A 26765-nucleotide genomic window follows, 5' to 3' on the forward strand; every position below is an offset into this window, starting at 1 on the left:
AACCAAAGGTGTCTATAGTCTGTCGCGCGGTCGCTGCGATGCGGCCAAGGGAAGGTGTGCCATGGGCGGGACTCCCCGCGCTTTCAGCAAAGAGGGCGCGGTTGAAGTGGAGACCGTTGCGGCTGCCTTGCAGCCGAAATTCACCGTGGCCGCCGGCCCGGAGAAGGCGGCCGCACACACCTGGCTGGATACCTTCGACTGGCGGCTGCACTCCGCGGGGATCGCGCTCGAATACATCGACGGCGGCCCGCTGGTCCTGCAGCTTCCGGACGGTGCCCGGTTGCAGGCGCCGCTGGCCGGGCTGAAATGGCCCGCGGAGGTGCACGACCTGCCGGCGGGGCGGCTCCGCGATTGGCTCGCCCCGATCATCGCGTTGCGTGCGCTGATGCCGGTGGTCGCTGTTCGGTGCATGGTCCGGGAAAGCCGGGTGCTCAACGTCGATCAGAAGACGGTCGCCCGGTTGCTGACCGAAAATGTTGACGGCGGCACCAGTCAGCTGCGGATTCAGCCGCTGCGCGGCTATGACGCCGAGAGCGATCGGATCGCGCGTCTGCTGGGTCGTCTCGACGGCTTAACGGCGATGACGACGACGCCGTACAACCTCGCGCTGACGCACGCGAGCCGCAGCCCCGGAGACCGAAACGGCAGTACGACGCGGCTGCGATCCGAAACGCCTGCGGCGGTCGCGGTTGCGCAGATGCTGGCGGGGTTTGCTGCGACCATCGAGGAGAATGTGCCGGGCACCATCGTGTCGATCGACACCGAGTTCCTGCACGACCTACGGGTAGCGGTGCGGCGGACCCGCTCGATTCTGAAGCTCGCCGGTGACGCGCTGCCGGCCAATCTGGCGGAGCGGTTCCAGCCGGAATTCAAGTGGCTGGGCGATCTGACCACTCCGGTCCGCGATCTGGATGTGTACCTGCTCGAACTGGACACCACGGCCGCCCGGCTGACCTCGGCAGACCCCCGCGATCTCGATCCGTTCCGGTCATTTCTGGTTCGGCACCGGGCTGTTGAGCGGCGGCGGCTGGTGCGCGGGCTGAGGTCGCAACGTTTCGCGCAGCTGATGACCGAGTGGCCCAGCGCACTGGCCCAGGTGGCCGCCGACGCCAAGGGCGGGCCCACGGTCGCGATGTTGGCGCGGCAGCGACTCACCGGGGCATATCGGAATGCGGTGCGGCGCGGTAGACGAATCACTGTGGACTCGCCAGGCGATGAGGTGCACGCGCTGCGCAAGCGGTGCAAGGAGCTGCGCTATTTGCTCGAGGTGTTCCGGCCGGTGTGCGCCAACGCACCACACCGTGGGCTACTCAAAGAGCTCAAGTGGCTGCAGGACGTTCTCGGTGAATTTCAGGACGGCGAAGTGCAGCGGGAAGCTGTCCGGGAATTCGCCGCGGCGATGATGAAGCAGGGGGCGGCCCCGCCCGCGACAGTGTTGGCGATGGGGGAGATGGCCGCGCAACTCGACGCGCACCAGCTGAACGCACGCGCGGCACTGGCCGACCGGCTGCAGCCGTTTCTGGCTGAGCAGAACCGCGACCTCGTGAAGGCTCTCGTGCGCTGATGAAGGTCTACGCGACGTACAACATCAAAGGCGGCGTGGGCAAGACCTCGGCCGCGGTGAACCTGGCGCACCTTGCCGCGCTCGGGGGCCATCGCGTACTGCTCTGGGATCTCGACCCGCAGGGCGCGGCGACCTACCTGTTCCGGGTGCGGCCCAAGGTCAAGGGCGGCGGCCGGGCTCTGGTGGACGGCACGCGATCGCTTGACGACGCGATCAAGGCCACCGATTTCGACGGACTTGACCTGCTGCCGGCGGATTTCAGCTACCGCAACATGGATGTGCAGCTCGACGACAGGAAGCGGCCGACGCGCCGGATCCGTCAGCTGTTGCGACCGCTCGACGGGCAATATGACATCACCTTCCTCGACTGTCCTCCGAGTATTTCGTTGTTGTCGGAGAACGTCTTACATGCCGTCGACACCCTGCTGGTGCCGATGATCCCAGCGACGTTGTCGGTTCGGACATTCGACCAATTAACCGGCTTCGTCAGCGATTTCGATGGCCGCCGACCGCAAGTGCGGGCCTTCTTCTCGATGGTGGACCGGCGTAAGCGATTGCATTGCGAACTGGTGCAACGGTTGTCGACCGAAAGAGCCGGAATCCTGGCCACCGCAATTCCGGCGCTGTCGATCATCGAGCAGATGGCCGAACACCGGTCGCCGGTGACGGCATTCGCCCCGCACAGCGCCGCATCCCACTGCTACAAAGCGCTGTGGTCGGAGATCAACGGCGGGTGAATCACGCTCGACTGTTATTGACGCCGGCGCGAAGGCCGCCTCAATCGCCAGCGCAGCGCCACCGTGGCGGCTACGCCGAAGCCCAACAGCAATCCCATGTCGAGCAGCCACTGGCCAGCCGAGTGTTTCCATGAATCATCGGACTCGGCAAGCGGATTGACCGCGTGCACATCGACGGTGGCAGCCGCGGCGGCGAAGCCCCACCGGGAAGGCACCAGCGCGGCGATCTGCTCCAGGGGCATCCGGCCGGATATCGGGAACATCGCTCCGGCGAACACCAGCGAGATCAGGACGATCAGCACGGCGGTCAGCAGGATCTGCTCGGAGTACGTCGCGAGCGAGGAGAAGGCCAGCGCAACCATCGCCGAGACGATGGCGGTGGCGGCCAGCGCGATGAACAGTTCGACGTCGGCCCCGAGCTTGCTGTGGCCGAGTAGAACGGCGCCTTGGGTGGGCGCCCCTTTGCCGGCGGCAGCGACGACGGCGATGACGGCGGTCTGGACGATGGCGGCAAGGCTGTAGACGATGAACTTGCCGGCCAGCAATGCCGTCGCTGACAACCCGTGCGCTTGCTCGCGGCGGAAGATGCGCTGTTTCCCGAAGAGGTCGCGGATACCCAACGCCGTGCCCATCGTGACGGCGCCGATGACGAGCACGGCGAGGATCTCGACGGCCGCGTCGGGGCTGTTGCCGTACCGACTTGCCGGGCCCAAACCGGCGTCCCCGGGTACCAGCAGTGACATCGCGCCGAAAAGCAGCGGAAGGATTGCCAGGAAGATGAAGTACCGCTGATCCGCGACCATCAACCAGGCTTGCCGACGGGTCGCGACAACGATCTGGCGCAACAGTTTTGGGCGCCTGGCAGGGGCGGCGCGCCGGATGGCGGCTCGCGGCTCCTGGTCGGCGGCGGGCGCGTCGTGCTGACGGGCCAGGTACGCGTCGTGGGCGCCATAGGGATCCGCACGGATTCGCTCGATGATCTTTACCCAGTCGGTCGTGCCCAGCTCCGCACCGATCTCCGAGGGTGCTCCGGCGAACACCGGAATGCCCGACGGGGTCAGCACCAACACCTGGTCGCAGACGTCGAGGCCGGTCGGCGCGGTGGTCGCCATCACGACGACCCGTCCCTCGTCGGCGAGTTGCCGCAACGTCGTCGCCATCCGTTGGTGCGCCGCGGAATCAAGGCCCGCGGTGGGCTCGTCGAAAACAAGCAGCGAGGGCTCGGTCAGCAGTTCCATCGCCAGCGATGCGCGCTTGCGTTGTTCGACGGTCAGATTGCCCGCCCTGACGGTGCGCAGCGTGCTCAGCTCCACCTTGTCGATCACCGCGCGCACGACCTCGCGGCGATGGTCCGCGGAAACCTCTGGCGGCAAACGCAATTCGGCGGCATAGCTCAACGCTTGCTCGATGGTCAGCTGCGGATACAGCAAGTCGTGGCGTGGCACCACTCCGACATGCGGCCGTACGTCATCTGCCGCAACGTCGTGGCCGCCGAAATCGACACTGCCGACGCTTGGTTGCACCGCGCCGCCCAGCACGTCGACCAGAGCAGATGTGCTCGCTTCCGACAGCCCGACGACCGCGGTGATCGTCCCCGGCGACGCAGTGAAGGAGAGATCGGCCAAGGCCTGTTCGCCGTCAACGCTGAGCCGCACCCGGCGCGCCTCCAGCGGCCCGGTGATGCGTTCCGGTTCCGGTTCCGCTTCCGGTGAAGGCGACGGTGACGCGACCTTCTCGTCGTCCTGCTGGGGCAGCTGAGTTGTCGGGGCCGCCTCGTGCGGCCGGGGTTGCGGACGCCGCGGCAACAGCTTCTGCATTGCGCCGGTGAGGCGCGCGGTGACCACGCTCCGCTTTGGTTGAGCCGACTGCGGGGGCGGTGGCGTCGCTTGCGATGGCAGCGGAGGCAGTGGTGGCGGCGGCGGAGGCGGCCTGAGCGGCGGCGGTGGCGGAACCGGGGGCCGGTCGTAGTGAAACGGCCGAGTGGCCGGTGGCGCGGGGGGCCGCATCGGCGGAGGGGGTCGGATCGGCGGAGGGGGTCGGATCGGCGGCGGGCGTCGGATCGGCGGCGGCGGGGGCGGCGGGGCGCCGAGCTGGAAGACCAGGCGTGGCCCGTGCTGCGGATCGCCAAGCGTGATCGCTCGACCGTCGTGGATGAAGACGGTCGACATCCGCACACCGTCGACATAAATCCCGGCTTCGCTCCGATCGACAGCGATCCACTGGCTGCCGTTGAAATGCAGCACCACCAGGGTCGGGTCAGTGCGGGTGCCCAGGCCGTCGAGGCGGATGTCGGCGCTGCCGTCGAGCCCGACGGTCACATCTCGGCCGGGGGGAAAGCTGTACCTACGAGGGCCGAGCCAGACGATCAAGGGGAAGCCGAACGCCGCCGTCGACACAGCCACCCCCTTTCCCGCCCATCATTTCGAGTCGACAGACCATTATCCAGCCGCCATCATGCGCCGAGAACCGACCCTTGGTCGTCGGCGCTGGCCAGGCGCCGCCGGGGCAGCTGCTAGCGAGACGCGCCCGGCCGTGGGACGGGCGGCGCCGAATCGTCGAGCAACTGGCGCAGCACGGCGACGGCGTCGATCAACGTCTGGCGATCTGCGGCATTCAGCTGGCCAAGCTGTGGCTCGATCGCACGGGCGCGATCGACCCGGACGCGGTTGAGCGTCTGTGAACCCTCGGCGGTGATCCGGATGCGGACGGCCCGGGCGTCGCCGGGGTCTACCGTGCGGGTGACCAGGCCTGCGTCTTCGAGCCGTCGGACCTGCGTGGTCATCGTGGGTTGGGAGCAGTGATCCACCGCGGCCAGCTCGCAGATACGTGCCTCAGCCTGGGCATCGATCGTCGACAGGAGCCGTGCTTGTGCGGCCGGCAATTGCATGTGGATGCGCTGGGTGGCATAGCGGTTGAGCCTGGCGACGACGGCGAGCAGATCCGCGCCCAGACCGGCGACAGCCTCCTCGGCCGCGCCCCGCTCATTGGTTGCGGATGACATCATGTGTATATGGCTAGCATAGCTAGGCTATCTAGATCGCGAACCGGCCAATTTCATTGCCGTTAACTCAAATGAACCGCCTATGTTTGCTCACGGGAACACCCCGCGACGGCTGGCAGAATCGATGAAATGAACGCGACTCGTCCTGCGGCCGGGACACCCGGGTCCCGCGCGCTGCGTCCCGGCGAGCTCGCGCAGTCATCGGTTATGGCCGCACTGTGCGCGGCGACCGCGATCATCTCCATCGTCGTTCCCTTCGCCGGCGCGCTCTCGTTGCTGGGCACCGTGCCGATGGGGTTGCTGGCCTATCGCTACCGCGTTCGTGTGCTGATCGCGGCGACCGTCGCCGCCGGCTTGATCGCCTTCTTGATCGCCGGCCTCGGCGGCTTGCTGACGGTGGCCAACAGCGCTTATGTGGGCGGACTGACCGGGATCGTCAAACGCCGGCACCGGGGAACCGGGACGGTGATCGTGGTGTCCTTCGTCGCCGGAGCGGCGTTCAACGCGGTCGCGGTTGGGGCGCTGGCGCTTCTCGCGCGGCTGCGGCACTTGATCTTCGACGCGATCACCGCCAACGTCAACGGCGTCGCGGCCGTCCTGACGGCAACCGGACGCTTCGTGACTGAGCACCCCTTCCCGCTCAGCAGACGGATCGGGGATGGCCTCGCGGCAACGGCCCGCGGACTGCAATGGTCCCTCGGCGAGGCGCTGCACTACTGGCCGTGGCTGATTTTCGCCAACGGCATCGTCTCGATCGTGGTGGTGTCCTTGATCGGATGGTGGGCGCTGTCGCGTGTGCTGGACCGGATGCGCGGTATCCCCGACGTGCACAAACTGGATGCAACGCTGGACACGGCCCCGATCGCGCCGGTTCCGGTGCGGCTGAATCAGGTCCGCTTCCGCTACCCGAATACCGACAACGACGCGTTGCGCCCGGTCAACCTGGAGGTTCGGGCCGGCGAGCATCTGGCCATCACCGGAGCCAACGGCTCGGGTAAGACCACGCTGATGCTCGTGTTGGCCGGCCGGGAACCGACGTCAGGCGTCATCGAACGTCCCGGGGCGGTGGGACTGGGCCGGTTGGGCGGCACCGCGGTGGTCATGCAGCATCCGGAAAGTCAGGTGCTGGGCACCCGGGTCGCCGACGATGTGGTGTGGGGTCTGCCGCCGGGGACCACCACCGATGTGACCCAGTTGCTTCGCGAGGTCGGCCTGGAATCGCACGCCGAACGTGACACCGGAAGTCTGTCCGGCGGTGAATTGCAGCGCCTTGCGGTGGCCGCGGCGCTGGCGCGCGAACCGGCGCTGCTCATCGCCGACGAGGTCACCAGCATGGTCGACCAGCAGGGCCGCGAGGGGCTACTCGGGGTGTTGTCCGGGCTGAAGCAGCGGCACCGGACTGCACTCGTGCACATCACGCACTACAACAACGAAGCCGATTCCGCCGACAGCACAATCAATCTCAGCGAGTCGGGAGACAACACCAGCATGGTCGACACGGTCGCCGTGCCGGTGACCACGCCGCCGACGGGACACGAGTCCGGGCCGGCAGTCCTCGAGGCCATCGGCGTCGGCCATGAATACAACAGCGGGACACCGTGGGCCAAGGCGACGCTGCGCGATGTCAACTTCGCGGTACACCAGGGCGATGGCTTGTTGATCCACGGTGGCAACGGTTCGGGCAAGTCGACGCTGGCGTGGATCCTCGCCGGACTGACGGTGCCGACCACCGGCTCCTGCCTGCTTGATGGCCGACCCTCACACGAACAGGTTGGCGCGGTGGCGCTGTCATTCCAGGCGGCCCGACTTCAGCTGATGCGCAGCCGGGTCGACTTGGAAGTGGCTTCTGCGGCGGGCTTTTCGCCCGAGGACCAGGGCCGGGTGGCGACCGCGCTCGCCGTCGTGGGGTTGGACAGTGCGTTGGCCAAGCGGCGCATCGATCAGCTCAGCGGTGGCCAGATGCGCCGGGTCGTGCTGGCCGGTCTGCTGGCACGGTCGCCGCGCGCGCTGATTCTCGACGAGCCGTTGGCCGGCCTGGATGCCGTCACCCAAAGCGGTTTGGTGCGATTGCTCGAGGAGCTGCGCCGTGAGCAGGGTCTGACCCTCGTGGTGATATCGCACGACTTCGCCGGGTTGGAAGAGCTCTGCCCGCGCACCTTGGATCTGCGTGACGGCGTGCTGCATGCGGTCACGGCGGCAGCCGGGGGATTGTCGTGACCACGGCGTCACCCGACGAAGGATCCGAACGCCGGCCGTCTCGCTCGGTCGTGCTGCTGCGCCCGGTGCCCGGTACCTCCGTGGTGCACGAGCTCTGGGCCGGCACCAAACTGCTGGCGGTTGGCGGCATCTCGGTACTGCTGACGTTCTATCCGGGGTGGATCGCCATTGGACTGATGGCTGCGCTGGTGCTGACGGCGGTCCGGCTCGCGCACATACCGCGCGGCGCGCTTCCGAATGTGCCGCACTGGCTGTGGATCCTGTTGGCGCTCGGCGCGATGTCTGCGGCGTTCGCCGGCGGTAGCCCGGCTCTCGAATTAGCGGGGGTTTCAGTCGGATTCGGTGGACTGTTGAATTTCCTGCGGGTCACCACCTTGTCGTTCGTGCTGCTGGGTCTGGGAGCGATGGTGTCCTGGACAACCAATGTCGCCGAAATCGCGCCGGCCGTGGCCACTTTGGGCCGCCCCCTGCGGTGGTTACGGATCCCGGTCGACGAGTGGGCCGCCACCATCGCTTTGTCATTGCGCGCATTCCCCATGCTGATCGACGAGTTTCGGGCGCTCTACGCCGCGCGCCGGCTGCGGCCCAAACGGGTCGCGGATACCCGCAGGGCCCGTCGCAGGCGTTGGAAGGCGGAACTGATCGACTTGCTCACGGCGGCTCTCACGGTGACCTTGCGGCGCGCCGACGAGATGGGTGACGCGATTACGGCCCGCGGTGGCATCGGCCAGATCTCGGCGATGCCGTCTCGGCCGAAACGGGCCGACTGGGTGGCGCTCGCGATCACTGTGGCGGTGTGCGCCGCCGCGATCGCGCTCGAAATTCCGCTCGGGCGCTAGCCCCGCGCGGCAGCGTTGGCGGCGTCCTGGGCACGTCGCAGCATCATTGCGATATCGCCACGGCCCAGGAACATCTCGTCGAAATAGGGTTTGAGGGCCTGATTCCCGGCGCCGAACCCGGCGCCCCCGGGCGCGGCGATGCGTGGGCCGTCGAGGACAGCGAAGAACGGTCCGACATCGACGCCCTTGCTCCGCCAGTAATCGAAGTACACCTGCTGGGCCGGGATGACCGCGGGAATGGCGCTGCCCTGGCCGCCGATGTATCGGTTGCCCTCGGCGCTGCCCATCCACGCCAGCACCTGGCGCACCGCGTCGGGGTGCACCGATGCCGAATTGCCCGCCGCGGCAATGCCGTTGGTGACGCTGACCCGGCCCTTCGGGCCGGCGGGCAACATCGATACGCCCCAGTGGAAGTTGGCCTGCCCGGCGACCGTCGCCAAGTTGTAGGTGCCGGACTGGAAGAGTGCCATTTTGCCGGCCAGGAACTGGTTGCGGGAGAAGTCGCCGTTGTCGTTGGTCTCCGATGCCGGCGGCGCGACGTGGTCGTTGTTGATCAGCCTGACCAGGTAGGTGAAAGCCTCGATGGCGCCTGGGTTGTCGAACGCGAAGTGGTCAGCGCTCTGGAACGCGCCCCCGGCCGAGCCGATGTAGTTCAGGTAGATGCCCTGCGCGTCGTTGGCCGCGTTGTAAGCCCACTGCCGGACCCGTCCGGCATCGAAACCCGGTGTGGCCGCGCTATGTCCCGCGGCATCGACGGTGAGGCGGGCAAGTAAGGGGCGCAGCGTGTCATCGCCGTCCGGACTCCAGCGCAGTGCGGTCAGGTCGGCGACGTCGACCCCGGCGGCGGCGAGCAAATCCCTGTTGTAGTACACCGCGATGCCGGCATCGGTGAGCTGCGGTACTGCCCAGAGTGTTTGGTGGCGGGTGAACTGGTCGACCACCGACGGTTCCCACGCCTTCGCGGCGCTTGGTCCGAGGGTTTTCCCGATGTCCATCAGCCGGCCGCTGTCGGCGTATCCGGCCAGGTAGGCGTTGGAGACCCAAAAGATGTCGTCGGCGCTGCCGCCTGCGACATCGGTGCGCAGCGTGGTGAAGTAGTTGGAATACGAGACGACGTTGGTCCGCACCTCGATGTCCGGATGAGCTCGGGTGAACGCCGCGAACGACTTTCGGTACGCGGCGGCGACCTGTTCGTCCCACAGCCGGACGGTGACGATGATCTTATCGCCGCGCGTTCGCGCCGTGACATCCAGCAGCACGGCCGCGATGGCCAAGAGCGCGGCGATCAGCGCGAAGCCCAAGGCGAACAGCGTGGAGTACCGGGCCCGGCTCACTTCAACCCCGTGACGACGATCGAGCGGACGATGTGTCGCTGGAACATCACGAACAAGACCAGCAGTGGCACGATCGCCACCGCCGTCGCGGCCATGACCAACGTCCACTGGGCGTTGTAGCGCGACTGCAGCGCCGCCGTCGCCACCGTCAGCACCTGCCACTTGGTGCCGCTGGTGATCACCAACGGCCACATGAAGTGATGCCATTGCGATACCACGGTGATCAGCATCAGCGTCACCAGCACCGGCCGACTGGACGGTATGACCACGTGCACGATCACGTCCAGCGTGTTGGCTCCGTCGAGATAGGCGGCGTTGATCAGGTCATCGGGGATAGCGCGAAAGTATTGGCGGAGAAGGAAAATAGCGTAGGGCGAGCCGAAGACGAAGGGTAATACCAACGCCCAGAAGGTGTTACGCATCCCCAGTTGCGCCATCATCAGATACAGCGGAACCACGGTCACGCTGCCCGGCACCATCAACGTCGCGAGGTACACCCAGAAAAGCGCGTCCCGGCCGGGAAACCGCAACCGCGCGAACGCAAACGCGGCCAGCACCGAGGAGCTCAGCTGGCCCAGCAGAATCACCGCTGTCATCAACGTCGTCACCGCAAGCGCCCGACCGAATCCGGCGCCACCCAAGTCGGCGTAGTTCGCGAGCGTCGGTGGCCGCGGCCACGCCAACGGTGTGCCCGTCGCGAACTGGTGGGCGGAGGTGACTGAGGTCAGCAGGCCGAGCACGAACGGTGCCAGCGTGATCAACGCACCGGCCAGCAGGCCGGCGTAAACCAATACCGCCGCAGGTCTTTTAGGTGAGGTCATAGCTGACCCGCCGACGGAAGTACAGGTGCTGGACGATGGTGACGGCGGCCAGGATGACGAACAGCACGACCGCCATCACCGAGGCGCGGCCGATCGCCGCGGCCCCGAACGCCTCCGCGTAGATGCGGTGGGCTACCAGATCGGTACGGTGCTGGGGGCCGCCGCCGGTCAGCGCGTAAACTGTGTCGAAAACCTGTGCGGCACTGATGACTCCGGTGACCAGCACGAAGAACATGGTGGGCCGCAGCATGGGCAGCGTGATGCGCCAGAACCGCTGCAGGGAGGTCGCGCCGTCGATGCGTGCCGCCGACTGGATCTCGGCAGGGATGGCCAGGATCCCGGCGAGGAAAAACAGCGCGACATATCCGACGTTGGACCACACGACGACCGCCGACACCACTGGCAGCGCCAGCCCGGGATCGGTGAGCCATTCGATGCGATGCCCGAGCAGCGTGCTGATGGCGCCGTCGGTGGGTGCCAGGATCCAGCGCCACAACATCGCGATCGCCAGCGGCACACAGATCCACGGCAGCACGTACATCGTGCGGAACACACCGCTGCCGGGCAGGTCGCGTGCCAGCAGCGCCCCGACGGCCAGCCCGAGCACGGTTTGCACCGGGACCACGATCGCCACGAACGTCAACGTCACCAAAAGGGAGTTGCCGAATGCCTTGTCGTTGAGAACCGAGCGCCAATTCTGGCCTCCGACATACTCGATCGGGCCCAGCAGGTCCCACCGATGCAGGCTCAGCCACACCACCACCAAGATCGGCAGCAGCAAAAACGCGACGACCCCGAACAGGCTCGGCGCGAGCAGGGCATACCCCAGCGCCGTCGATCTGCGTCCGGTGTTCTTCATCGGATTTGCGGCGTGTGAAAACCCCTGGCTGTAGCCGGAGGAGAAAATTGCCGCGTTCCTCCTTTCGGGGTTTTGTCGGTGGCCGCGCCTATGTTGCGGGTGTGTGCAGGTTTCGGTTGCTTCCTAGTATTGAGCAGGTGCCAGTATTGGCCGAGCATTGTCGCCATGCCCGGTTTGTGTGGAATCTGGCCGTCGAGCAGCAGCAGCACTGGCAGCCAGGACGCCAGGCACCCCGTTGCAACGAGCAATGTGCCCAGTTGACTGCGGTGACAGCACGGGGAGACCTCGGCATTAGCCGGTCTGTAAACCGTGAACCTCAACCCTGTTCTCCTGCTGCGTAGCTGGGACGGAGTTGGAACCGACCGGCTTAAGCCGGTGGGGGACGTCAATAAAGCCGGTGGATACGGTGGAAACGTGACACCGAACCGGGAGATCGATGCCGACTTCCTCAGCCTGCCGCGCCACGAACTGGCCGATGCGTCGCTGTCCGCGGCCACCGCAGCCGGCGCCACCCACGCCGACCTGCGAATTCACCGGCTGATCAATGAGGTCATCCAGTTGCGCGATGGCGAGCTGGAGACCGCGGTGGTCAACCGCGAGATCGGCCTGGCCGTCCGGGTGGTCGTTGGCGGCACCTGGGGATTCGCGTCGCACGCCGAGCTGTCGCCGGAAGTTGCCGCGGACACGGCACGTCGCGCAGTGTCGGTTGCGCGCACGCTGGCCGCGTTGAACACCGACCGGGTGGAGCTCGCGCCTGAGCCGGTGTACGCCGACGCCGCCTGGGTGTCGAGTTATCGCATCGACCCGTTCACCGTGCCGCTCGCCGAGAAGATCGCGGTGCTCGACGAATACTCCGGCAGGCTGTTGGCTGCCGACGGCGTCGATCATGTGTCGGCCAGCCTGCAGTCCGTCAAAGAGCAGACTTTCTATGCCGATACCGCCGGCTCGTCGATCACGCAGCAGCGGGTGCGGGTGCAGCCTCGATTGGAGGCGGTCACTGTGGACTCCGGCGGCTGCGGATTCGACTCGATGCGGACCCTGGCGCCACCGATGGGTCGCGGCTGGGAAATGCTGGCCGACGACGAGGTGTGGAACTGGACCGACGAGCTCGCCCAATTGCCGTCGCAGCTGGCCGAGAAGATCAAGGCGCCCAGCGTCGCGGCCGGCCCGACGGATCTCGTGATCGACCCCACAAACCTGTGGCTGACCATCCACGAATCCATTGGCCATGCAACCGAATACGACCGCGCCATCGGCTACGAGGCGGCATACGCAGGAACGTCGTTCGCCACCCCCGACATGCTCGGCACGCTGCGCTACGGTTCGCCGATGATGAACGTGACCGCCGACCGCACGGTCGAATTCGGTTTGGCCAGCATCGGTTACGACGACGAGGGGGTGGCCGCCCAGAGTTGGTATCTGGTGCGCGACGGGATCTTCGTCGGGTATCAATTGGATCGGGTGTTCGCTCCCCGGCTCGGCCAGGCCCGGTCCAATGGCTGCTCCTATGCCGATTCGCCACACCACGTGCCGATCCAGCGGATGGCCAATGTGTCGCTGCAGCCCGGATCTGAAGACTTCAGCACTGCCGACCTGATCGGCCGCGTCGATGACGGTATCTACATCGTCGGCGACCGGTCGTGGTCAATTGACATGCAGCGCTACAACTTCCAATTCACCGGACAGCGGTTTTACCGGATCCGGAACGGGCGTCTGGACGGTCAGCTGCGCGACGTTGCCTATCAGGCCACCACGACCGATTTCTGGAATTCGATGGAAGCCGTGGGCGGCCCGTCGACCTGGCGGCTGGGCGGAGCGTTCAACTGCGGCAAGGCCCAGCCCGGGCAGGTGGCCCCGGTCAGCCACGGCTGCCCGTCGGCGTTGTTCCGCGGGATCAATGTGCTCAACACCCGCGTGGAGGCGGGCCGGTGATCCGCGCCGGCGAGCGGACCGTGCGCCACATGAGCGGCGCCAGTGCTGAGGAGTGGCGCAAATGATCAACGCGCAGCAGGTCGTCGACATCGCGCTGGACGCTGCCGCGCGGCTCGGCGGCGCCGACGAGACCATCGTGCTGGTCGGTGACCGCGTCGCGACGTCGTTGCGGTGGGCGAACAACTCGATGACCACCAACGGCGTGTCGACCGCTCGCAGCACAACAGTGATTTCGATTGTCCGACAAGGTGATAGCGCGCGGGTGGGCACGCTGTCCTCGGCCGAGGTCGACCCGTCGGCGATCGAGGGATTGGTCGCCGCGTCGCAGGCCGCCGCCGCCTCGGCGCCCGAGGGCCGCGACGCCGCGCCGCTGCTGAGTAGCAACACCGTGCCGGCCGACTGGGAGGCGCAGATCCCGGTGACCGGGCCCGAGGTGTTCTCCGGCATCACCGGCCCGCTGGCTCGCGGATTCCGAGGCGCCGACCAGTTGTACGGCTTCGCGCAACATGTGCTGGAGACGACGTTTCTTGCGACGTCGAGCGGACTGCGGCGCCGCGACACCCAACCGACCGGCTCGGTGGAGATCAACGCCAAACGTGACGGGGCCAGTGCCTGGGTGGGCGTCGGAACACCCGATTTCGTCGGTGTGCCAACGGATTCGTTGCTCGAGCAGCTGTCGAAGCGATTGGGTTGGGCACAGCGCAGGCTCGAGTTGCCGGCGGCACGCTACGAGACGATCCTGCCGCCGTCGACAGTGGCCGACATGATGGTCTACCTGGCTTGGTCGATGAGCGGCCGCGGTGCGCAAGAGGGTCGCACCGCGCTCAGCGCGCGCGGCGGCGGAACCCGGGTAGGGGAGAAGTTGACCGACTTGCCGCTGACGCTGTATTCCGATCCCGCGGTGCCCGGGCTGGGCTGCACACCGTTCGTGGCGACCGCGAGTTCGACGGAGACGCTGTCGATTTTCGACAACGGGATGAACATCGGCCGGGTGGACTGGATTCGCGACGGGGTAGTCAACGCGCTGGCCTACCCGCGGGCCGCCGCTGCCGAATTCGGCGCCCCGGTTGCCGTCGCGGCCGACAACATGGTGATGACCGGCGATGGCACCGACCTCGCCGACCTGATCGCCCAGACCGAGCGGGGGTTGCTGTTGACCACGCTGTGGTACATGCGCGAGGTCGATCCCACCTCGCTGCTGCTGACCGGACTGACTCGGGACGGTGTCTACCTGGTCGAAGACGGTGAGGTGACGGCGGCGGTCAACAATTTCCGATTCAACGAGAGCCCGTTGGATTTGTTGCGACGGGCCAGCCAGGCCGGTGTCAGCGAGCCGACGCTGCCGCGGGAGTCGGGCGATTGGGTGACTCGCGTCGCGATGCCGTCGTTGCGGATTCCGGACTTCCACATGTCATCGGTGAGCCAAGCGACATAATCGGCTTGTGGTGCTGCACGACGAGTTGACCCGGCTGGTGGCGTTGTCACCCGGCGACGGTCGCACAACTTCCCTGATCCGGCGCATCTGCGCCCAGACCGTCTGGTTGCCCGCGCTGCCTGCCGAGGTCGAGGTGAGCCGCCCGGGATCGGACGCCGAGGGCGTCGTCGCCGACTTCGCCGAACAATTCAGCATCGACGTCTCGACGATCGGCGCCGAGCAGCGCTCGCGGCTGTGGAAAGCACTGGGCGACAGCACCTTCAGCATCGTCGTGCAGATGTATATCGCCGACTTCGTACCACGGGTGCGCGCCGGACTGGAAGCGATCGGCGTCGGTAACGAATACCTCGGGTGGGTTGCCGAGCCGGTCACGTGGGATCACGCCACTGATCCGTCCGGCACCGTGTTCAACGAGTTTCTGCCGACGGTGGCCCGGCTGCGTCAGCTCGATGCGCTGACGGCCGAGGTGGTTCGGTTGCGCGGCGCCACCCAACACAACTGCCGGCTGTGCAAGTCGCTGCGCGAGACGACGGCGCTGGACGCCGGCGGATCGGAGACGCTGTACGGCGACATCGAGCAGTTCGAGGCATCGGCCCGGCTGACCGACCGGCACAAGGCGGCGTTGCGCTACGTCGACGCGCTGATCTGGTCGCCCAGCCGGATCGACGACGAGGTGGCCGCCGGGGTGCGTGCGCATTTCTCCGACGCCGAGGCCGTCGAGCTGACCCTCGACGTGATGCGCAACGCCAGCAACAAAGTCGCGGTGGCGTTGGGCGGCGATGCGCCGCGGGTCGAGCACGGTACCGAGCAGTATCTGCTCGATGTCGACGGCCAGACGGTCTTCACCTGACATCGGTCTTTGGGCTGGCCGCGCCGGTCTTGAACCAAAACGGCGCCGCACTCGTGCTACTACCGGAAGGCTGGTCATGGAGATTCCGGAAACCAACCGGACACTAGTCGCTGACGCGTTTGCGCGGCTGTCTGCTGAGGATCGTGCATTTGTTCGACGCGCGTACTATTACGGCTGGACAACCGCACAAATCGGCGCGGACCTGGGAGTCGCCGAAGGCACCGTGAAAGCGCGGCTGCATCACGCGCTGCGAGCCCTGCGGCAGACGCTGCAGGAGATGGGAGTGGCACCATGACCGCCTTTTCGGGGCAGGGAGCACCCGTCCCCGGACCGCACGGACAAGATGGCCACAAGTATGCACAGTGGGACGCGGCCTACGTGCTGGGGTCACTGTCCGAGATGGACAGGCGCGAATTCGATGCACACCTGGGAGAGTGCCCGACATGTCGGGATGCGGTAACCGAGCTTTCCGGGATTCCCGCCCTGCTGGCGCTGCTCGACCTCGACGAGGTTATCGACCAAGATGATCCGATAGCAATTCGGCCGCCGATGCCGCAGCCGGATCTGATCGGTCGGCAGTGGGAAATGTCCGCCGTTGCAGGCTTGCTGAAGCGTGCAATCGATGGCCACGGCGCGGTAGTCGGCGTAGTCGGCTCACCTGGCATCGGCAAAAGCCGTCTCGTGCGCGAAGTTTCGGCAATGGCAGGCGCTCAAGATGTTGACGTGTTCACCGCCTTCTGCGAATCGCACACCAGCCAGATTCCCTTCCATGCCGTGACGCGTCTGTTGCGCGCAGTCACCGGCGTCGAGAGTCTCGACCCACCTGCCGCCCGGGCGCAGATCCGGGCTCAGGCTCCCGACGCGGCGCCCGAGGACTTGCTGCTCTATGACGACCTGCTGGGCATCGCCGACCCCGATGTGGAGCTGCCGAAAATCGATCCGGATGCTCGTCGGCGGCGGTTGACCATGTTGGTAAACGCGGCCTCGCTGGCCCGCCGGGCCCCGGCGGTCTTTGTCATCGAGGACGGCCACTGGATCGACGAGGTCAGCGAGTCGCTGTTGGCCGATTTCTTTACGGTCATGCTGCAGACGCCCTCGCTGGTCTTGGTCACTTACCGGCCCGAATATCAGGGCGCGCTGACGAGAGTGGCAGGTGCCCAAACGGTTGCCCTTGCGCCGCTGAGTGATTCAGAAACCGCGGGACTGGTCTCGGAGCTGCTCGGCCCGGATCCGTCGAATGGCGCGCTCGGCCAGAGGATCGCTCAGCGGGCCGCCGGCAATCCGTTCTTCGCCGAGGAGATCGTGCGCGAACTGGCCGGGCGCGGCGTGCTTCGCGGTGAGCGGGGTGCATACCGCTCGGCCGCAGAGGTTGGCCAGGTGAGCGTGCCGGTCACGCTGCAGGCAACCATCGCTGCCCGCATCGATCGGCTCGACCCAATGGCGAAGCGCACGCTGAGCGCAGCGGCAGTGCTGGGTGCGCGGTTCGACCTGGACCTGCTGGGCGCGCTGGGCGTTGAACCGGTCGTTGATGACCTGCTGGCCGCTCAGCTCATCGATCAGGTCCGCTTTGCTCGGCAACCGGAATACGTATTTCACCATCCGTCGATCCGCACGGTGGCCTACGAATTGCAGCTCGAATCGGATCGCGCCGAGCTGCACCGACGCGTCGCGGCCGCCATCGAATCGCGCAACCCGGTTGCGGGCGATGAAAATGCCGCGTTGATTGCCGAGCATTTGGAGGCGGCCAGTGATGGGCACGCCGCTTACGGCTGGCAGATGCGGGCCGCAACCTGGGCGACCAACCGTGACATCGCCGCCGCATGGCGGAGTTGGGAGCGTGCCCGGACGATCGCCGACGCCCTGCCCGCCGATGACCCCGGCCGAACATCCATGCGCATTGCGCCTCGCACCATGTTGTGCGGGATCGCCTGGCGAGTCCATGAACATGCGACCGGCGTCCGCTTTGAGGAATTGCGCGAGTTGTGCGCCGCGGCCGGGGACAAGGCGTCATTGGCCATCGCAATGTCGGGGCAGGTGATGGATCACTTGCACCAGGCCCGGCTGCACGAGGCGTCGCAGCTGGCATCGGAAGCGATGGCCCTCATCGAGTCGCTGGACGATCCGACCTTGACGGTGGGCCTGTCCCTAGCGTCGATCTACGCTAGAACTAAGTCCGCCGAGTGGCCTGACGCGCTGCGATGGTCACAGATGGTTATCGGCCTGGCCGACGGCGATCCCTCAAAAGGCAACTTCATCATCGGCTCTCCGTTAGCGCTTGCCTTTACGACGAGGGCAACGGCCAGTTATTGCCTGGGACTTCCGGGATGGCGCGACGACCTGCGGCACGGCCTCGCCATGGCCCGCAGCACCGACCCGATGTCTTTTGCCACCGTTGTCACCTATGCCTACTCCGCGGCAATACCGCCGGGCATGCTGAGGCCCGACGATCGCGCGATGGCCGAGATCGAGGATGCCCTGCGAATTGCGGAACAATCCGGTGATGATGTCGCGGTCGCCATCTCCCGGATGACGCTGGGCATTGCGCTGGTGCACCGTCGGACCAACACGGAGCGCGACCGGGGACGGCAAGTCCTGGCAGAGGTCGGTGAAGTGTTTTTGCATCGGGGGTTCTTCCTGGCCGAATTACCTATCGTCGAGGTCTGCTTGGCTCGTGATCAGGCTCAACGCGGAGATCGCGATGGCGCCATACCGCTCCTGCGTGCGGCCGCAGACGGCCAGTTCCGCGACGGACGCCTGCTGGGGTGGAGCATTCCGGCGACAGGTGTTCTGGTGGAAACACTTATCGAGCGGGGGGCCGAAGGCGACTTGGCCGAAGCCGAGGCTGCGATCGAGCGGTTAGCGGAGGCCACGATCGAGCGGTTAGCGGAGGTCGACGGTGGTTTCGCAGTGCGCGAGATCTGGCTGCTGCGGCTGCGGGCTCTGTTGGCGAGGGCTCACGGCGATGCCGCGTCCTATGCGCACTTCCGGGATCGCTACCGCGACATGGCGAAAACCCTTGGCTTCGAGGGGCATATCGAGTGGGCCGAGGTAATGCAATGACCGCCGCCATTGTGCACTTCTCGACGCCGATACGTCCCCGAAAATAGGCTGCGCCGAGGTCAGCATTGAGGGGTTGGGGCCGCATGGTCTGCGGCACACCACGGCGTCCCTCGCGATAACGGCGGGCACTACTGTCATGGTCGTGCAATGCATGCGTGACAAGCCGGAGGGTATATCGGCAGCTAGTTGATCCAGGGGCGGTAGCTCAGTTGGTTAGAGCCGCGGACTCATAATCCGTTGGTCGCGGGTTCGAGCCCCGCCCGCCCCACTCAGCCCCACTCGGCTGTTGTATGACCTCGGGTGATGCGGGACATTTCAGTTCTGGGTCATGCCTGACAGTGTTTCGGCTGATCCTTTACAGCGGTTTCGGTTGATCCTTGACACTCCCTAGATGAGGGAGTTAAGCGTGGCTGAGCAGAGGTATCAGGCCGTGATTGGTGATGGCCTGTCGATCTCGCAGGTCGCCGAGAAGGTCGGGGTGTCGCGCCAGACGCTGCATGCGTGGCTGGCCCGCTATGAGGCCGAGGGCCTCGACGGGCTCAAGGACCGGTCGCATCGGCCGGTGTCGTGTCCGCATCAGATGGGCGCCGAGGTGGAGGCCTTGTTGTTGGAGTTGCGGCGTTCACGCCCGTATTGGGGGCCGCGGCGGCTGGTGTTCGAGCTGGCCAAGCGCAACGTTGCTCGGCTGCCGTCGGCTTCGGCGGTGTATCGGGCGTTGCTTCGTGCCGGGATGATCGACCCGAGTCTGCGGGATCGACGCTCGCGCAAGTGGAAACGCTGGGAGCGCGGGGCGCCGATGGAGTTGTGGCAGATGGATGTCGTGGGTGGTTTCCCGCTTACTGATGGCAGCTGCGCCAAGGCGTTGACGGGCATTGATGACCATTCCCGGTTGTGCGTGGCGGCGAAGGTGATGGCTCGTGAGCGCACCCGCGCGGTCTGTGATGGGCTACGCGCCGCGCTGGCCAGATTCGGCGCGCCCGAGCAGATCTTGACCGATAACGGCAAGGTGTTCACCGGTCGGTTCAACCATCCGCCGGTGGAGGTGCTCTTCGATGCGATCTGCCGTGAGCACGGGATCGAGCATTTATTGACCCAGCCGCGCAGTCCGACCACGACGGGCAAGATCGAGCGGTTTCATCGCAGTCTGCGGGCTGAATTCCTGAGCAGCCGAACACCTTTCGCGAATCTCAAGACCGCCCAGCAGGCATTGGATGAATGGGTCGACTACTACAACACCACCCGACCACACCAATCCCTGGACATGACCACCCCCGCCCAACGATTCGCCACGGGCGCAGTGCTGACACTTCCATCGGCGGCGGCGCCCACCCCGCGCCACGACCGCACTGGGGATGACTGGGTCAGCCGCCGGGTGACCACCAACGGGATAGTTAGCGTGGCCTGGCAGCAGGTATGCCTGGGCGCCCACCATGCCGGCGCCCGCTGCGATGTCCACGTCGATGGTGACCTGCTGCGCTTTTTCATCGGCGACGATCTGGTCAAGACCGCTGCACGAACCAGCCGCGGCGAGGTAAGAAACAAACGGGCCTTCCGCAGCCGCGAACAGGCCTAACTGGCGAGTCCCCGATACCAAGTCCACCCGGAATTAGAGTCGGGTTTGTTTGATTCAGATTCAGTTGATGCTGCAGGCCACTGGGGTGTGGGTGCATCTGCAGGCTGCAGCGTACTCGGCGGGCGTGCGGTAGCCCAGGGCCGAGTGGCGGTGTCGGTGGTTGTGCTCGCCCTGGAAGTCGCCGATGACCACGCGGCCTCGAGCACGGTGTTCCAGTGGTTGCGGTTGAGGCACTCCTTACGTAGCCGGTTGTTGAACGACTCGATGTGTCCGTTGTTCCACGGCGTCCCCGGCGGGATATACGCCATGCCCGTCCTTCCGTTGCAGAACTGTTGCAGCGCTTGAGAAATGAACACCGGTCCGTTGTCCATCCGCTGCGGTCCAAGCCCAGCTTCCGGGATAGCCTATGCGCGAGTGTATTCGGCTACGTCGAAGACTCGGCTGGACTCGTCACTGCTCGCGAAGAGTCCCGGCTTGCCGAAAGTGGGCATGGTGTCAGCGACCGCTGACAGAGATTCACCTGCGATCCACAGCGACAGCGCTCTGACCTGAACTCAGAACAGCTCGCTGTCGAGGTGTTCTTCTGTTCGGCCACGTGCGAATTCGGCGGGATATCCGGTGCGGGCCGGCGTCGCGACCCGAAGACCTCGGCGGCCGCCGACGCGAAGCGGTCATCGCTTAACCGCGACCAACGCGATTCGGCGATCAAACCTGCCGCGTTCTGCAGGTACCCGTCAATGTGGTCCAGCGGCGAACACGAGCAGACCGTCTCACAGCCTGCGGCACAACAGATCCGAGACACGCCGGTGTGCGCTTGTTCGGCACGTCCTTTGCGCGGGTGCCGTCACCAGGCTTGAAATTACAGCCCGATTGAGGACAGCAGATCAGCAAATCCCGACGGATCAACGGCACCGACCGCATCGGTGATGCCTGGGGGAAGAAACAGGTCAACGATGGGGGTGATGTTTTCATTGCCGAACGGTGTGAGCACGAAATCCCCGACTGTGGCTGAAGTCCCGGCGCTATTCATGGACTCCTCGAAAACGTTGCCGTACCCCAACCCGAACTCCGAGATCAGGAAACTGGTCGGCTCGTCGGGCAGGACGGTCCCGGTGCCGCCGAGCGTGGTGATCTCCTCGCTGTAGCCGCCGGGCAGTCCGAAGTCCTGGCCGAGCTGACTCAAAATTCCGGATAAGCCGGTTGCGTCGTCAAAAGGCGTTGGCGTGTATTCGACATTCCCGGTGAACGTGTCAACCGGAAAACCAAGGCTAGAAAGACTGAAGTCCTGGGTGCCAAAGGTATCTGTGGTGTCCAAGTTGTTCGGGTCGGTGACGGTACTGATCGCCTCCTCAGGACCTACCGGCGCGACTGTGTACACGGGCGCGAACAGGTTCGACGGGTCCGGGCTGTAGGGGACCACAGCCGGGTCGAACTGATTACCCGAGCTGGCAGCCAAAGCCGTGTCAGACACGGCGGAGCCAGCTATGCCCACGCTGTCGTCGCCAGTGGCGTTGGCGGCTGGTGCGACACTCATGCCGATCACTGCGGCGGCAAACGCAGACCCGCCAGCCAGACCCACACCGGCGATCCAGAAGTGAACGTTGATGGTCATAAAGACCCCCATCGAAGATCGCACCGATGCCGATCGGCACGTAAGCATTACTGAGATTTCCTAAGTTTAGGCGAAGTTGGCCTCGCGCCCAACCCAACTCGACAGACTTCCAGCAAGGTCCCAGCAGGACTCACAGCAATTGCGCGGCGAGATGCTGACCGGTGATGCTGATGCGGGCGTAACCGGTCTGTTGGGGCTCTGCTTGCTGGTGCAGGCATTGGATACGCGATGAACCGGTGTCTTATCTGTAACGAGTTTCGAGAGCTGCTGCGCGAGTTCAACTCTTTGGACGCCAACCTTGAGCGCCTGGTCGCCGCACCGGCCGCGGACTCAGTATGTAGGCGGCGGCGGTCGCGATCGTTTGTTGCCGGGCGCTACCAGCACTGTGAGAGCTATGTGGACGACAGGTGGGCCGGACGATCTACTAATTTCAGCGACGGGGCGGTTGTTGACCGTGCCGACGTCGGACTTGTATGCCCTGCTCTGGCGCGCCGGCGTCCTGGAGCTCCTGGAGACGAATCCGGCGCCCGCTGATCGGGCACCGGGTGGGCACCCGTCGCGGCTGGCTCCGAGCCCCGCCGACCATCCGACAGGCGAGTCGTGGCGGCCACCGCGGCCGTGGCGGCCGCAGCGGATCCCAGCGCCTGCGCCCAGCCCAGCGGGCCAACGGGCGTACACCCGAGCAACTGACTGATCCCTGGTGTATTCACCATCAACGCGAATGCGGCAAACGAGCCCGCCGCAGTGAGCACCACTAGCGGGGCGTGCGAGTCGACCAGGGTCTGGCCCAGCTCAACGGACACCAACGCGATTAACGCCACCGTGGCCGCCCGTTGCGACCGCCCGGTGATCGAGGCCATCGCCCACGCCGCGGTGCCGGCGGCCGCGGTGATCCCGCCGCGAAACGCCACTGCACGCCACAGCCCGCGCTCGTCGAGGCCGTGCCCGACGCGCTGCACCGGGCCCCTCGGCGTGCTGACCGCAACCGCGGTGGCCGGCAGCGCGTCGGTCAACGTGTTCATCAGCAGCAACTGGCGGGTGTTCAGCGGCGAGACCCCGGTCAGGGCGGTACCGATGACGGCGAAGATCACCTCGCCGGCATTGCCGCCGAGCAGGCCGGAGACCGCCGCCTGCACCCCGCGCCACAGTCGGCGGCCCTCGTCGATGGCGTCGGTCAGAGCACCGATGCGGCCGTCGGTCAGCACCACATCGGCTACGGTGTGCGCCGAGTCGCTACCGCGCGCCACCACACCGACCCCGACGGTGGCGACCCGGATCGCGGCGGCATCGTTGGCGCCGTCGCCCACCATGGCGCACACCTGCCCGGCGCGTTCGAGCGTCTGGACGATCTGCACCTTGTTCTCCGGCGACATCCGGGCGAATATCATCCGCTCGCACACCACCCGTTCCTGGTCATTGCGCGACAACGCATTCCACTCGGACCCGGTGATGACCCGATCTGCTGTGACCGACACGCCCAACTCCGCGGCGATCGCCGAGGCGGTGATGGGGTGATCACCGGTGATCAGCCGGATGGCCACGCCCCGCTCGGCCAGGTCGGCCAGCAGCTGTGGTGCTTCTGCTCGCGGGGTGTCGGCGATCCCGAGCAACCCGGTCAGCGACAAACCGGCACTACACAAGTCGACGATCTTGTCGGGGTCACCCTGGATCGACTTCGCCTGCTGCGCCGTTAACCGGCGCTGGGCCACCGCGATCACCCGCAGACCCTGCGCCGCCAGTTCGGCCACGGTGTCGCCGCTGCCGGCGCTGACGTCGTCACACGCTGCCAGCACCACTTCCGGTGCGCCCTTGATCATCAGCTCACTGCCCGACACCGCCGCCGAGAACGCCCGACCGGAACGGAACGGCAGGAACGCGTCCGGTGCCCGGGTTGCGGCGCTGCCTTCAGCCAGGTGGGCCGCCGCTTCGATGACCGCTTGGTCGGTGGCGTGTGCGTGCGCGGCCCCGTTCGGCGCCGGCGCGGCATAAGCGGCACAGCGCACCACGTCGTCGTCCGAATGCCCCGACACCGGATGCACCCGAACCACCCGCAGGCGGTTCTCGCTCAGCGTGCCGGTCTTGTCGAAGCAGACCACATCGAGACGGCCGAGCGCCTCAACCGATCGCGGCACGCGCACCAGCGCACCGGTACCGCTCAGACGTCGCGCCGACGCGTACTGCGCCAGCGTCGCCATCAGTGGCATCCCTTCCGGCACCGCCGCCACGGCGATCGCGATCGCGTCACCCAACGCTTGGCGAAGGCCCCCGCCGCGGAGCAGCCCGAGCGCACCGACCAGCACGCCCCCGCCGCCACTGACCGGGAAGGCGCGGTACATGACCTTGCTGAGCTGATGCTGCAGGCCGACGACGGGCAGGTCGCCGGAGGCCAGTTCGGCCGCCCGGCGCGTCTGGGTGTCGGCGCCGACAGCGGTGATCAGCGCGACCGCCGTCCCCGCCACCACCGTGGTGCCCGCGTAGAGCATGCAGTGTCGCTCGGCCAGTTCGGCCCCCGGCGTCGCCGCGGTCTGCTTGTCCACCGACAGCGACTCACCGGTGAGCGAGGATTCGTCGACCTCGAGGTCGGTGGCCTCGATGATCCGGGCGTCGGCCGGCACCACCTCGTTGCTGCGGACCTCGATCACGTCGCCGGGTTGCAACTGCTCGGCATCCACCTCGCTGTACGCCGACGTATCGTCGGTTGCGACTCTGCGTGCCAGCGGGGTCTGCTGCGCCAGCAGCACATTCAGCCGGCTCTCGGCCCGCATCTGTTGGCCGGCCGAGAGCATGGCATTTCCGATCAAGACGACACCGACCATCACCGCGTCGATCGGTGAACCCAGTATCGCTGTCGCCGCGGAACCGACCGCCATGATGGGGGTCAGCGGATCCGACAGCTCCGCGCGGACCGCCTTGGCGAACTGCCAGATCGCGTTGGGGGATTCCGCATCGCCCGTCGCAGCCAGTGCACCCGCATCGGCCTCCGGCGGCGGTAACACCTCGCGGACCTGCTGGACGGACATGGCGTGCCACTCGTAGGCGGGTGCCGGGCTCGGCGCGGCCGTGCGCACGACCCGGCGCGCCAGCAGGTATCCGGAGAGCAACCCGGCAGCAGCGCCGATGGTCACGGGCCCCGGCCCACGCCCCTGCCGGAGCCGGATGCCGGGCACCATCAGCACCGCGCCCAACGCCGATGCGCTGGCGGACAGCGTGATGCCACGCTGACTTGCCTCTCGGGCCGCCGGCAGCGCCCGCAGCACCTGCCACGCGCCGGCCAAGTCGGCCAGCAGCAGATCTGCATCCCAGGGCGGCGCGCCGTCGGCGGTCGGCATGACGCCCAGCGCCACGTCGGCGGAGCACAGCGCTTGCGCGGCGGTTGATGACAGCACCGCGACGGTGCTACCGGATTGTTGCAGCTCAGCCAGCGCGCTGGCGAGTGCACCGTCGACCGCCCGGTCGTGGTATTCCGGCACGGGTCGGACGTCGTCGAACGCGGTCCGCAGCTCGCCGAGGATGTCGACGTCGACCGAGACGATTGCGGCCCCGGATGCGCGTGCTTCGGCCAGCACCGCAGATGCCAACGGGTGGTGCGCAGGCTCGATCAGCGCCTCCACCGGCCCCTTGTGACCGGACCGCCCCACCGGCACCCGGGGAATCCGGTGCCAGCCCGGGCTCAGCCCGGGTTTGTCGAGCAGATTCTGTGCCTTTTCCCAGGCCGCGGCCAGCCGGTCGTCGCTGGCCCCGCGGACGGTGACTACCCGCAACTTCTCGCCGCACAGCACTCGGGGATCAACCAGCAGCGCGTCGACCTGGTCGAGGCGCCGTAAGGCCTCCGGTCGCAGCGGCAGCACCGCGTGTTGGTCGGCCAGGCCCCGCCCCAGTGTCGCTGCGAACGACTCTTTTGTGGTGCGCATGGCTTTGGGGGCGGCCACCGTGGCCGCGGTCGACGCCATCGCGACGTTGCGGGTGGCGGCGCCGACCAGGCCGGCGCCGATCGCCTGCACGAATGCCATGCGCTTGCCGTGGCGTTCGACGGATCCGACCGGTGGAGGCACCGGGCGTGAGCGGTGGTGCACGCCGCCCTGGTCGGCGAAGCGCGCCAGTTCGGGTTCGTGGCGGCTCCACGCCTCCGACGCGGCGCGGCACTCGGCGGCTTTGAGGCCCTGCATGGTCAGATCCACCGACAGGGTTGCCGGTGACAGCGTGGCAACGTGTGCGGCGGTGCTGACCAGCGACAGCACGGTGTCGGTCGCGCCGGCGCCGATGCGATCCTCCAGCAGGTGACGCACCCAGGGCTGGTAGTTCGCCAGCGAGGCGACCGCGCTGACAGCGACCGGCGCCGCCGGCCACCGCAGCGTCCGACCCGCGACCGCAATGACCAGCGCGGTGGCATTGACGCCAACCATCGCTCCCCGAACCGCCAGCAACAGACCGTCCCCCGGCAGGCTGCCTGCCCCGACGGACTCGTTCGCCGCGTCGCAGCCGTTGAGCTGGCGGCAGCGCTGCTCGGCGTCCGCGACCACTGAGCACAGCTGGCTCAGCGATGTCTGATCACCGTCGGTCTCGACGACCACCCGCGACAGCGGACGGTTCAGGCTGACCGAAGTCACGCCGGGCGTGGCTCGCAATGCCTCGGCCACCGCGTGCCCACGCTCGGTCTCGTCGGGACCGCCCAGTCCGCGCACCTCAATCCACGCGCGGCCCTCACCGCGCCAACAACGTCGGGTCAGCGTCGAGACGGAGGTCTCGCCGGATAGCACTTTGCCGCCTTCCCGGAGCGGCATGGCGGCGATATCGAGGCCGGCTTCCGCTGCAGAGCCAATGGCCCCCGCGGCGGTTGTCGCACGGTGCACCGCTGCGTCAACGAACGCGGAAGTTGCTCGGATTCCCATTTCGACCGCACGCAGCGGCAAGATTTTCTGCATGAGAATCCT

At 66.7% G+C, this 26765-nt stretch carries 18 protein-coding genes, 1 tRNA gene and 3 pseudogenes; 14 read left to right on the plus strand and 8 right to left on the minus strand.

The window, feature by feature from the left end; translation table 11 throughout:
* Positions 1–61 precede the first annotated feature (61 nt).
* The gene (locus VGG53_RS19145; RefSeq protein WP_331519662.1) at positions 62–1564 is read left to right on the plus strand and encodes a CHAD domain-containing protein; all 1503 of its coding nucleotides are present in this window, start codon (positions 62–64) and stop codon (positions 1562–1564) included.
* A complete protein-coding gene (locus VGG53_RS19150) occupies positions 1564–2301 on the plus strand; it encodes a ParA family protein (RefSeq protein WP_331519663.1) in 738 nt (245 codons plus the stop codon). The genes VGG53_RS19145 and VGG53_RS19150 overlap by 1 nt, the downstream gene beginning before the upstream one ends.
* Before the next feature lie 14 nt (positions 2302–2315).
* Here the strand turns inward: VGG53_RS19150 and VGG53_RS19155 are convergent, their stop codons facing one another.
* On the minus strand, positions 2316–4697 hold the full coding sequence (locus tag VGG53_RS19155; protein WP_331519664.1) for an ATP-binding cassette domain-containing protein: 2382 nt from the start codon (positions 4695–4697) through the stop codon (positions 2316–2318).
* A 116-nt stretch (positions 4698–4813) separates the two neighbouring features.
* The gene (locus VGG53_RS19160; protein WP_331519665.1) at positions 4814–5305 is read right to left on the minus strand and encodes a MarR family winged helix-turn-helix transcriptional regulator; all 492 of its coding nucleotides are present in this window, start codon (positions 5303–5305) and stop codon (positions 4814–4816) included.
* A 126-nt stretch (positions 5306–5431) separates the two neighbouring features.
* Between VGG53_RS19160 and VGG53_RS19165 the strand changes: the two genes are divergently transcribed.
* Together VGG53_RS19165 and VGG53_RS19170 are read left to right on the plus strand one after the other, a co-directional pair.
* A complete protein-coding gene (locus VGG53_RS19165; protein WP_331519666.1) occupies positions 5432–7519 on the plus strand; it encodes an ATP-binding cassette domain-containing protein in 2088 nt (695 codons plus the stop codon).
* The gene (locus tag VGG53_RS19170) at positions 7510–8358 is read left to right on the plus strand and encodes an energy-coupling factor transporter transmembrane protein EcfT (RefSeq protein WP_331519688.1); all 849 of its coding nucleotides are present in this window, start codon (positions 7510–7512) and stop codon (positions 8356–8358) included. Before VGG53_RS19165 ends, VGG53_RS19170 begins: the two co-directional genes overlap by 10 nt.
* On the opposite strand, the gene VGG53_RS19175 is transcribed toward VGG53_RS19170, so the two are convergent.
* The 3 genes from VGG53_RS19175 to VGG53_RS19185 are packed head-to-tail and all read right to left on the minus strand — an operon-like array spanning position 8355 to position 11372.
* Positions 8355–9692, minus strand: coding sequence for a sugar ABC transporter substrate-binding protein (locus VGG53_RS19175; RefSeq protein ID WP_331519667.1), 1338 nt, complete (start codon positions 9690–9692; stop codon positions 8355–8357). The two genes, VGG53_RS19170 and VGG53_RS19175, sit on opposite strands and share 4 nt — an antisense overlap.
* On the minus strand, positions 9689–10513 hold the full coding sequence (locus VGG53_RS19180; RefSeq protein WP_331519668.1) for a carbohydrate ABC transporter permease: 825 nt from the start codon (positions 10511–10513) through the stop codon (positions 9689–9691). Before VGG53_RS19180 ends, VGG53_RS19175 begins: the two co-directional genes overlap by 4 nt.
* Positions 10500–11372: a sugar ABC transporter permease gene (locus VGG53_RS19185; protein WP_331519669.1), complete on the minus strand. Its 873-nt coding sequence runs from the start codon at positions 11370–11372 to the stop codon at positions 10500–10502. The genes VGG53_RS19180 and VGG53_RS19185 overlap by 14 nt, the downstream gene beginning before the upstream one ends.
* A gap of 101 nt (positions 11373–11473) precedes the next feature.
* On the opposite strand from VGG53_RS19185, the gene VGG53_RS19190 reads away from it, so the two are divergent.
* From VGG53_RS19190 to VGG53_RS19230, 9 genes and pseudogenes are all read left to right on the plus strand, one after another.
* On the plus strand, positions 11474–11713 hold the full coding sequence (locus VGG53_RS19190; protein WP_331519689.1) for a helix-turn-helix domain-containing protein: 240 nt from the start codon (positions 11474–11476) through the stop codon (positions 11711–11713).
* 73 nt (positions 11714–11786) lie between these two features.
* Positions 11787–13304 carry a TldD/PmbA family protein gene (locus tag VGG53_RS19195; RefSeq protein WP_331519670.1) on the plus strand — a complete coding sequence of 506 codons (1518 nt, stop codon included), beginning with the start codon at positions 11787–11789 and terminating at the stop codon, positions 13302–13304.
* A 61-nt stretch (positions 13305–13365) separates the two neighbouring features.
* A complete protein-coding gene (locus VGG53_RS19200) occupies positions 13366–14739 on the plus strand; it encodes a metallopeptidase TldD-related protein (RefSeq protein WP_331519671.1) in 1374 nt (457 codons plus the stop codon).
* Between the two features lie 7 nt (positions 14740–14746).
* The gene (locus VGG53_RS19205) at positions 14747–15589 is read left to right on the plus strand and encodes a carboxymuconolactone decarboxylase family protein (RefSeq protein ID WP_331519672.1); all 843 of its coding nucleotides are present in this window, start codon (positions 14747–14749) and stop codon (positions 15587–15589) included.
* Between the two features lie 94 nt (positions 15590–15683).
* A pseudogene (locus tag VGG53_RS19210) lies at positions 15684–15884 on the plus strand (sigma factor-like helix-turn-helix DNA-binding protein); the annotation flags it as partial.
* Positions 15881–18649 carry an AAA family ATPase gene (locus VGG53_RS19215; RefSeq protein WP_331519673.1) on the plus strand — a complete coding sequence of 923 codons (2769 nt, stop codon included), beginning with the start codon at positions 15881–15883 and terminating at the stop codon, positions 18647–18649. The pseudogene VGG53_RS19210 and the gene VGG53_RS19215, both read left to right, overlap by 4 nt.
* Positions 18650–18695: 46 nt before the next feature.
* Positions 18696–18797: pseudogene (locus VGG53_RS19220) on the plus strand (site-specific integrase); the annotation flags it as partial.
* 46 nt (positions 18798–18843) lie between these two features.
* Positions 18844–18917, plus strand: a tRNA-Ile gene (locus tag VGG53_RS19225).
* A 123-nt stretch (positions 18918–19040) separates the two neighbouring features.
* Positions 19041–20222: an IS481 family transposase gene (locus VGG53_RS19230; RefSeq protein WP_331519674.1), complete on the plus strand. Its 1182-nt coding sequence runs from the start codon at positions 19041–19043 to the stop codon at positions 20220–20222.
* Here VGG53_RS19230 and VGG53_RS19235 read toward each other — a convergent pair.
* Both VGG53_RS19235 and VGG53_RS19240 read right to left on the minus strand, forming a co-directional pair.
* On the minus strand, positions 20219–20593 hold the full coding sequence (locus VGG53_RS19235) for an integrase core domain-containing protein (protein ID WP_414689003.1): 375 nt from the start codon (positions 20591–20593) through the stop codon (positions 20219–20221). The two genes, VGG53_RS19230 and VGG53_RS19235, sit on opposite strands and share 4 nt — an antisense overlap.
* 488 nt (positions 20594–21081) lie before the next feature.
* Positions 21082–21834 (minus strand): hypothetical protein, encoded by a 753-nt coding sequence (locus VGG53_RS19240; RefSeq protein WP_331519675.1) that lies wholly within the window; start codon positions 21832–21834, stop codon positions 21082–21084.
* Between the two features lie 394 nt (positions 21835–22228).
* Between VGG53_RS19240 and VGG53_RS24090 the strand changes: the two genes are divergently transcribed.
* The gene (locus tag VGG53_RS24090) at positions 22229–22528 is read left to right on the plus strand and encodes an Rv1535 domain-containing protein (RefSeq protein ID WP_414689005.1); all 300 of its coding nucleotides are present in this window, start codon (positions 22229–22231) and stop codon (positions 22526–22528) included.
* Here VGG53_RS24090 and VGG53_RS19250 read toward each other — a convergent pair.
* Positions 22497–26756, minus strand: a pseudogene (locus tag VGG53_RS19250) (HAD-IC family P-type ATPase); the annotation flags it as partial. The gene VGG53_RS24090 and the pseudogene VGG53_RS19250 sit on opposite strands and share 32 nt — an antisense overlap.
* Between the last annotated feature and the right edge of the window lie 9 nt (positions 26757–26765).

The sequence above is a fragment of the Mycobacterium sp. genome (assembly GCF_036490025.1).
Classification (GTDB): domain Bacteria; phylum Actinomycetota; class Actinomycetes; order Mycobacteriales; family Mycobacteriaceae; genus Mycobacterium.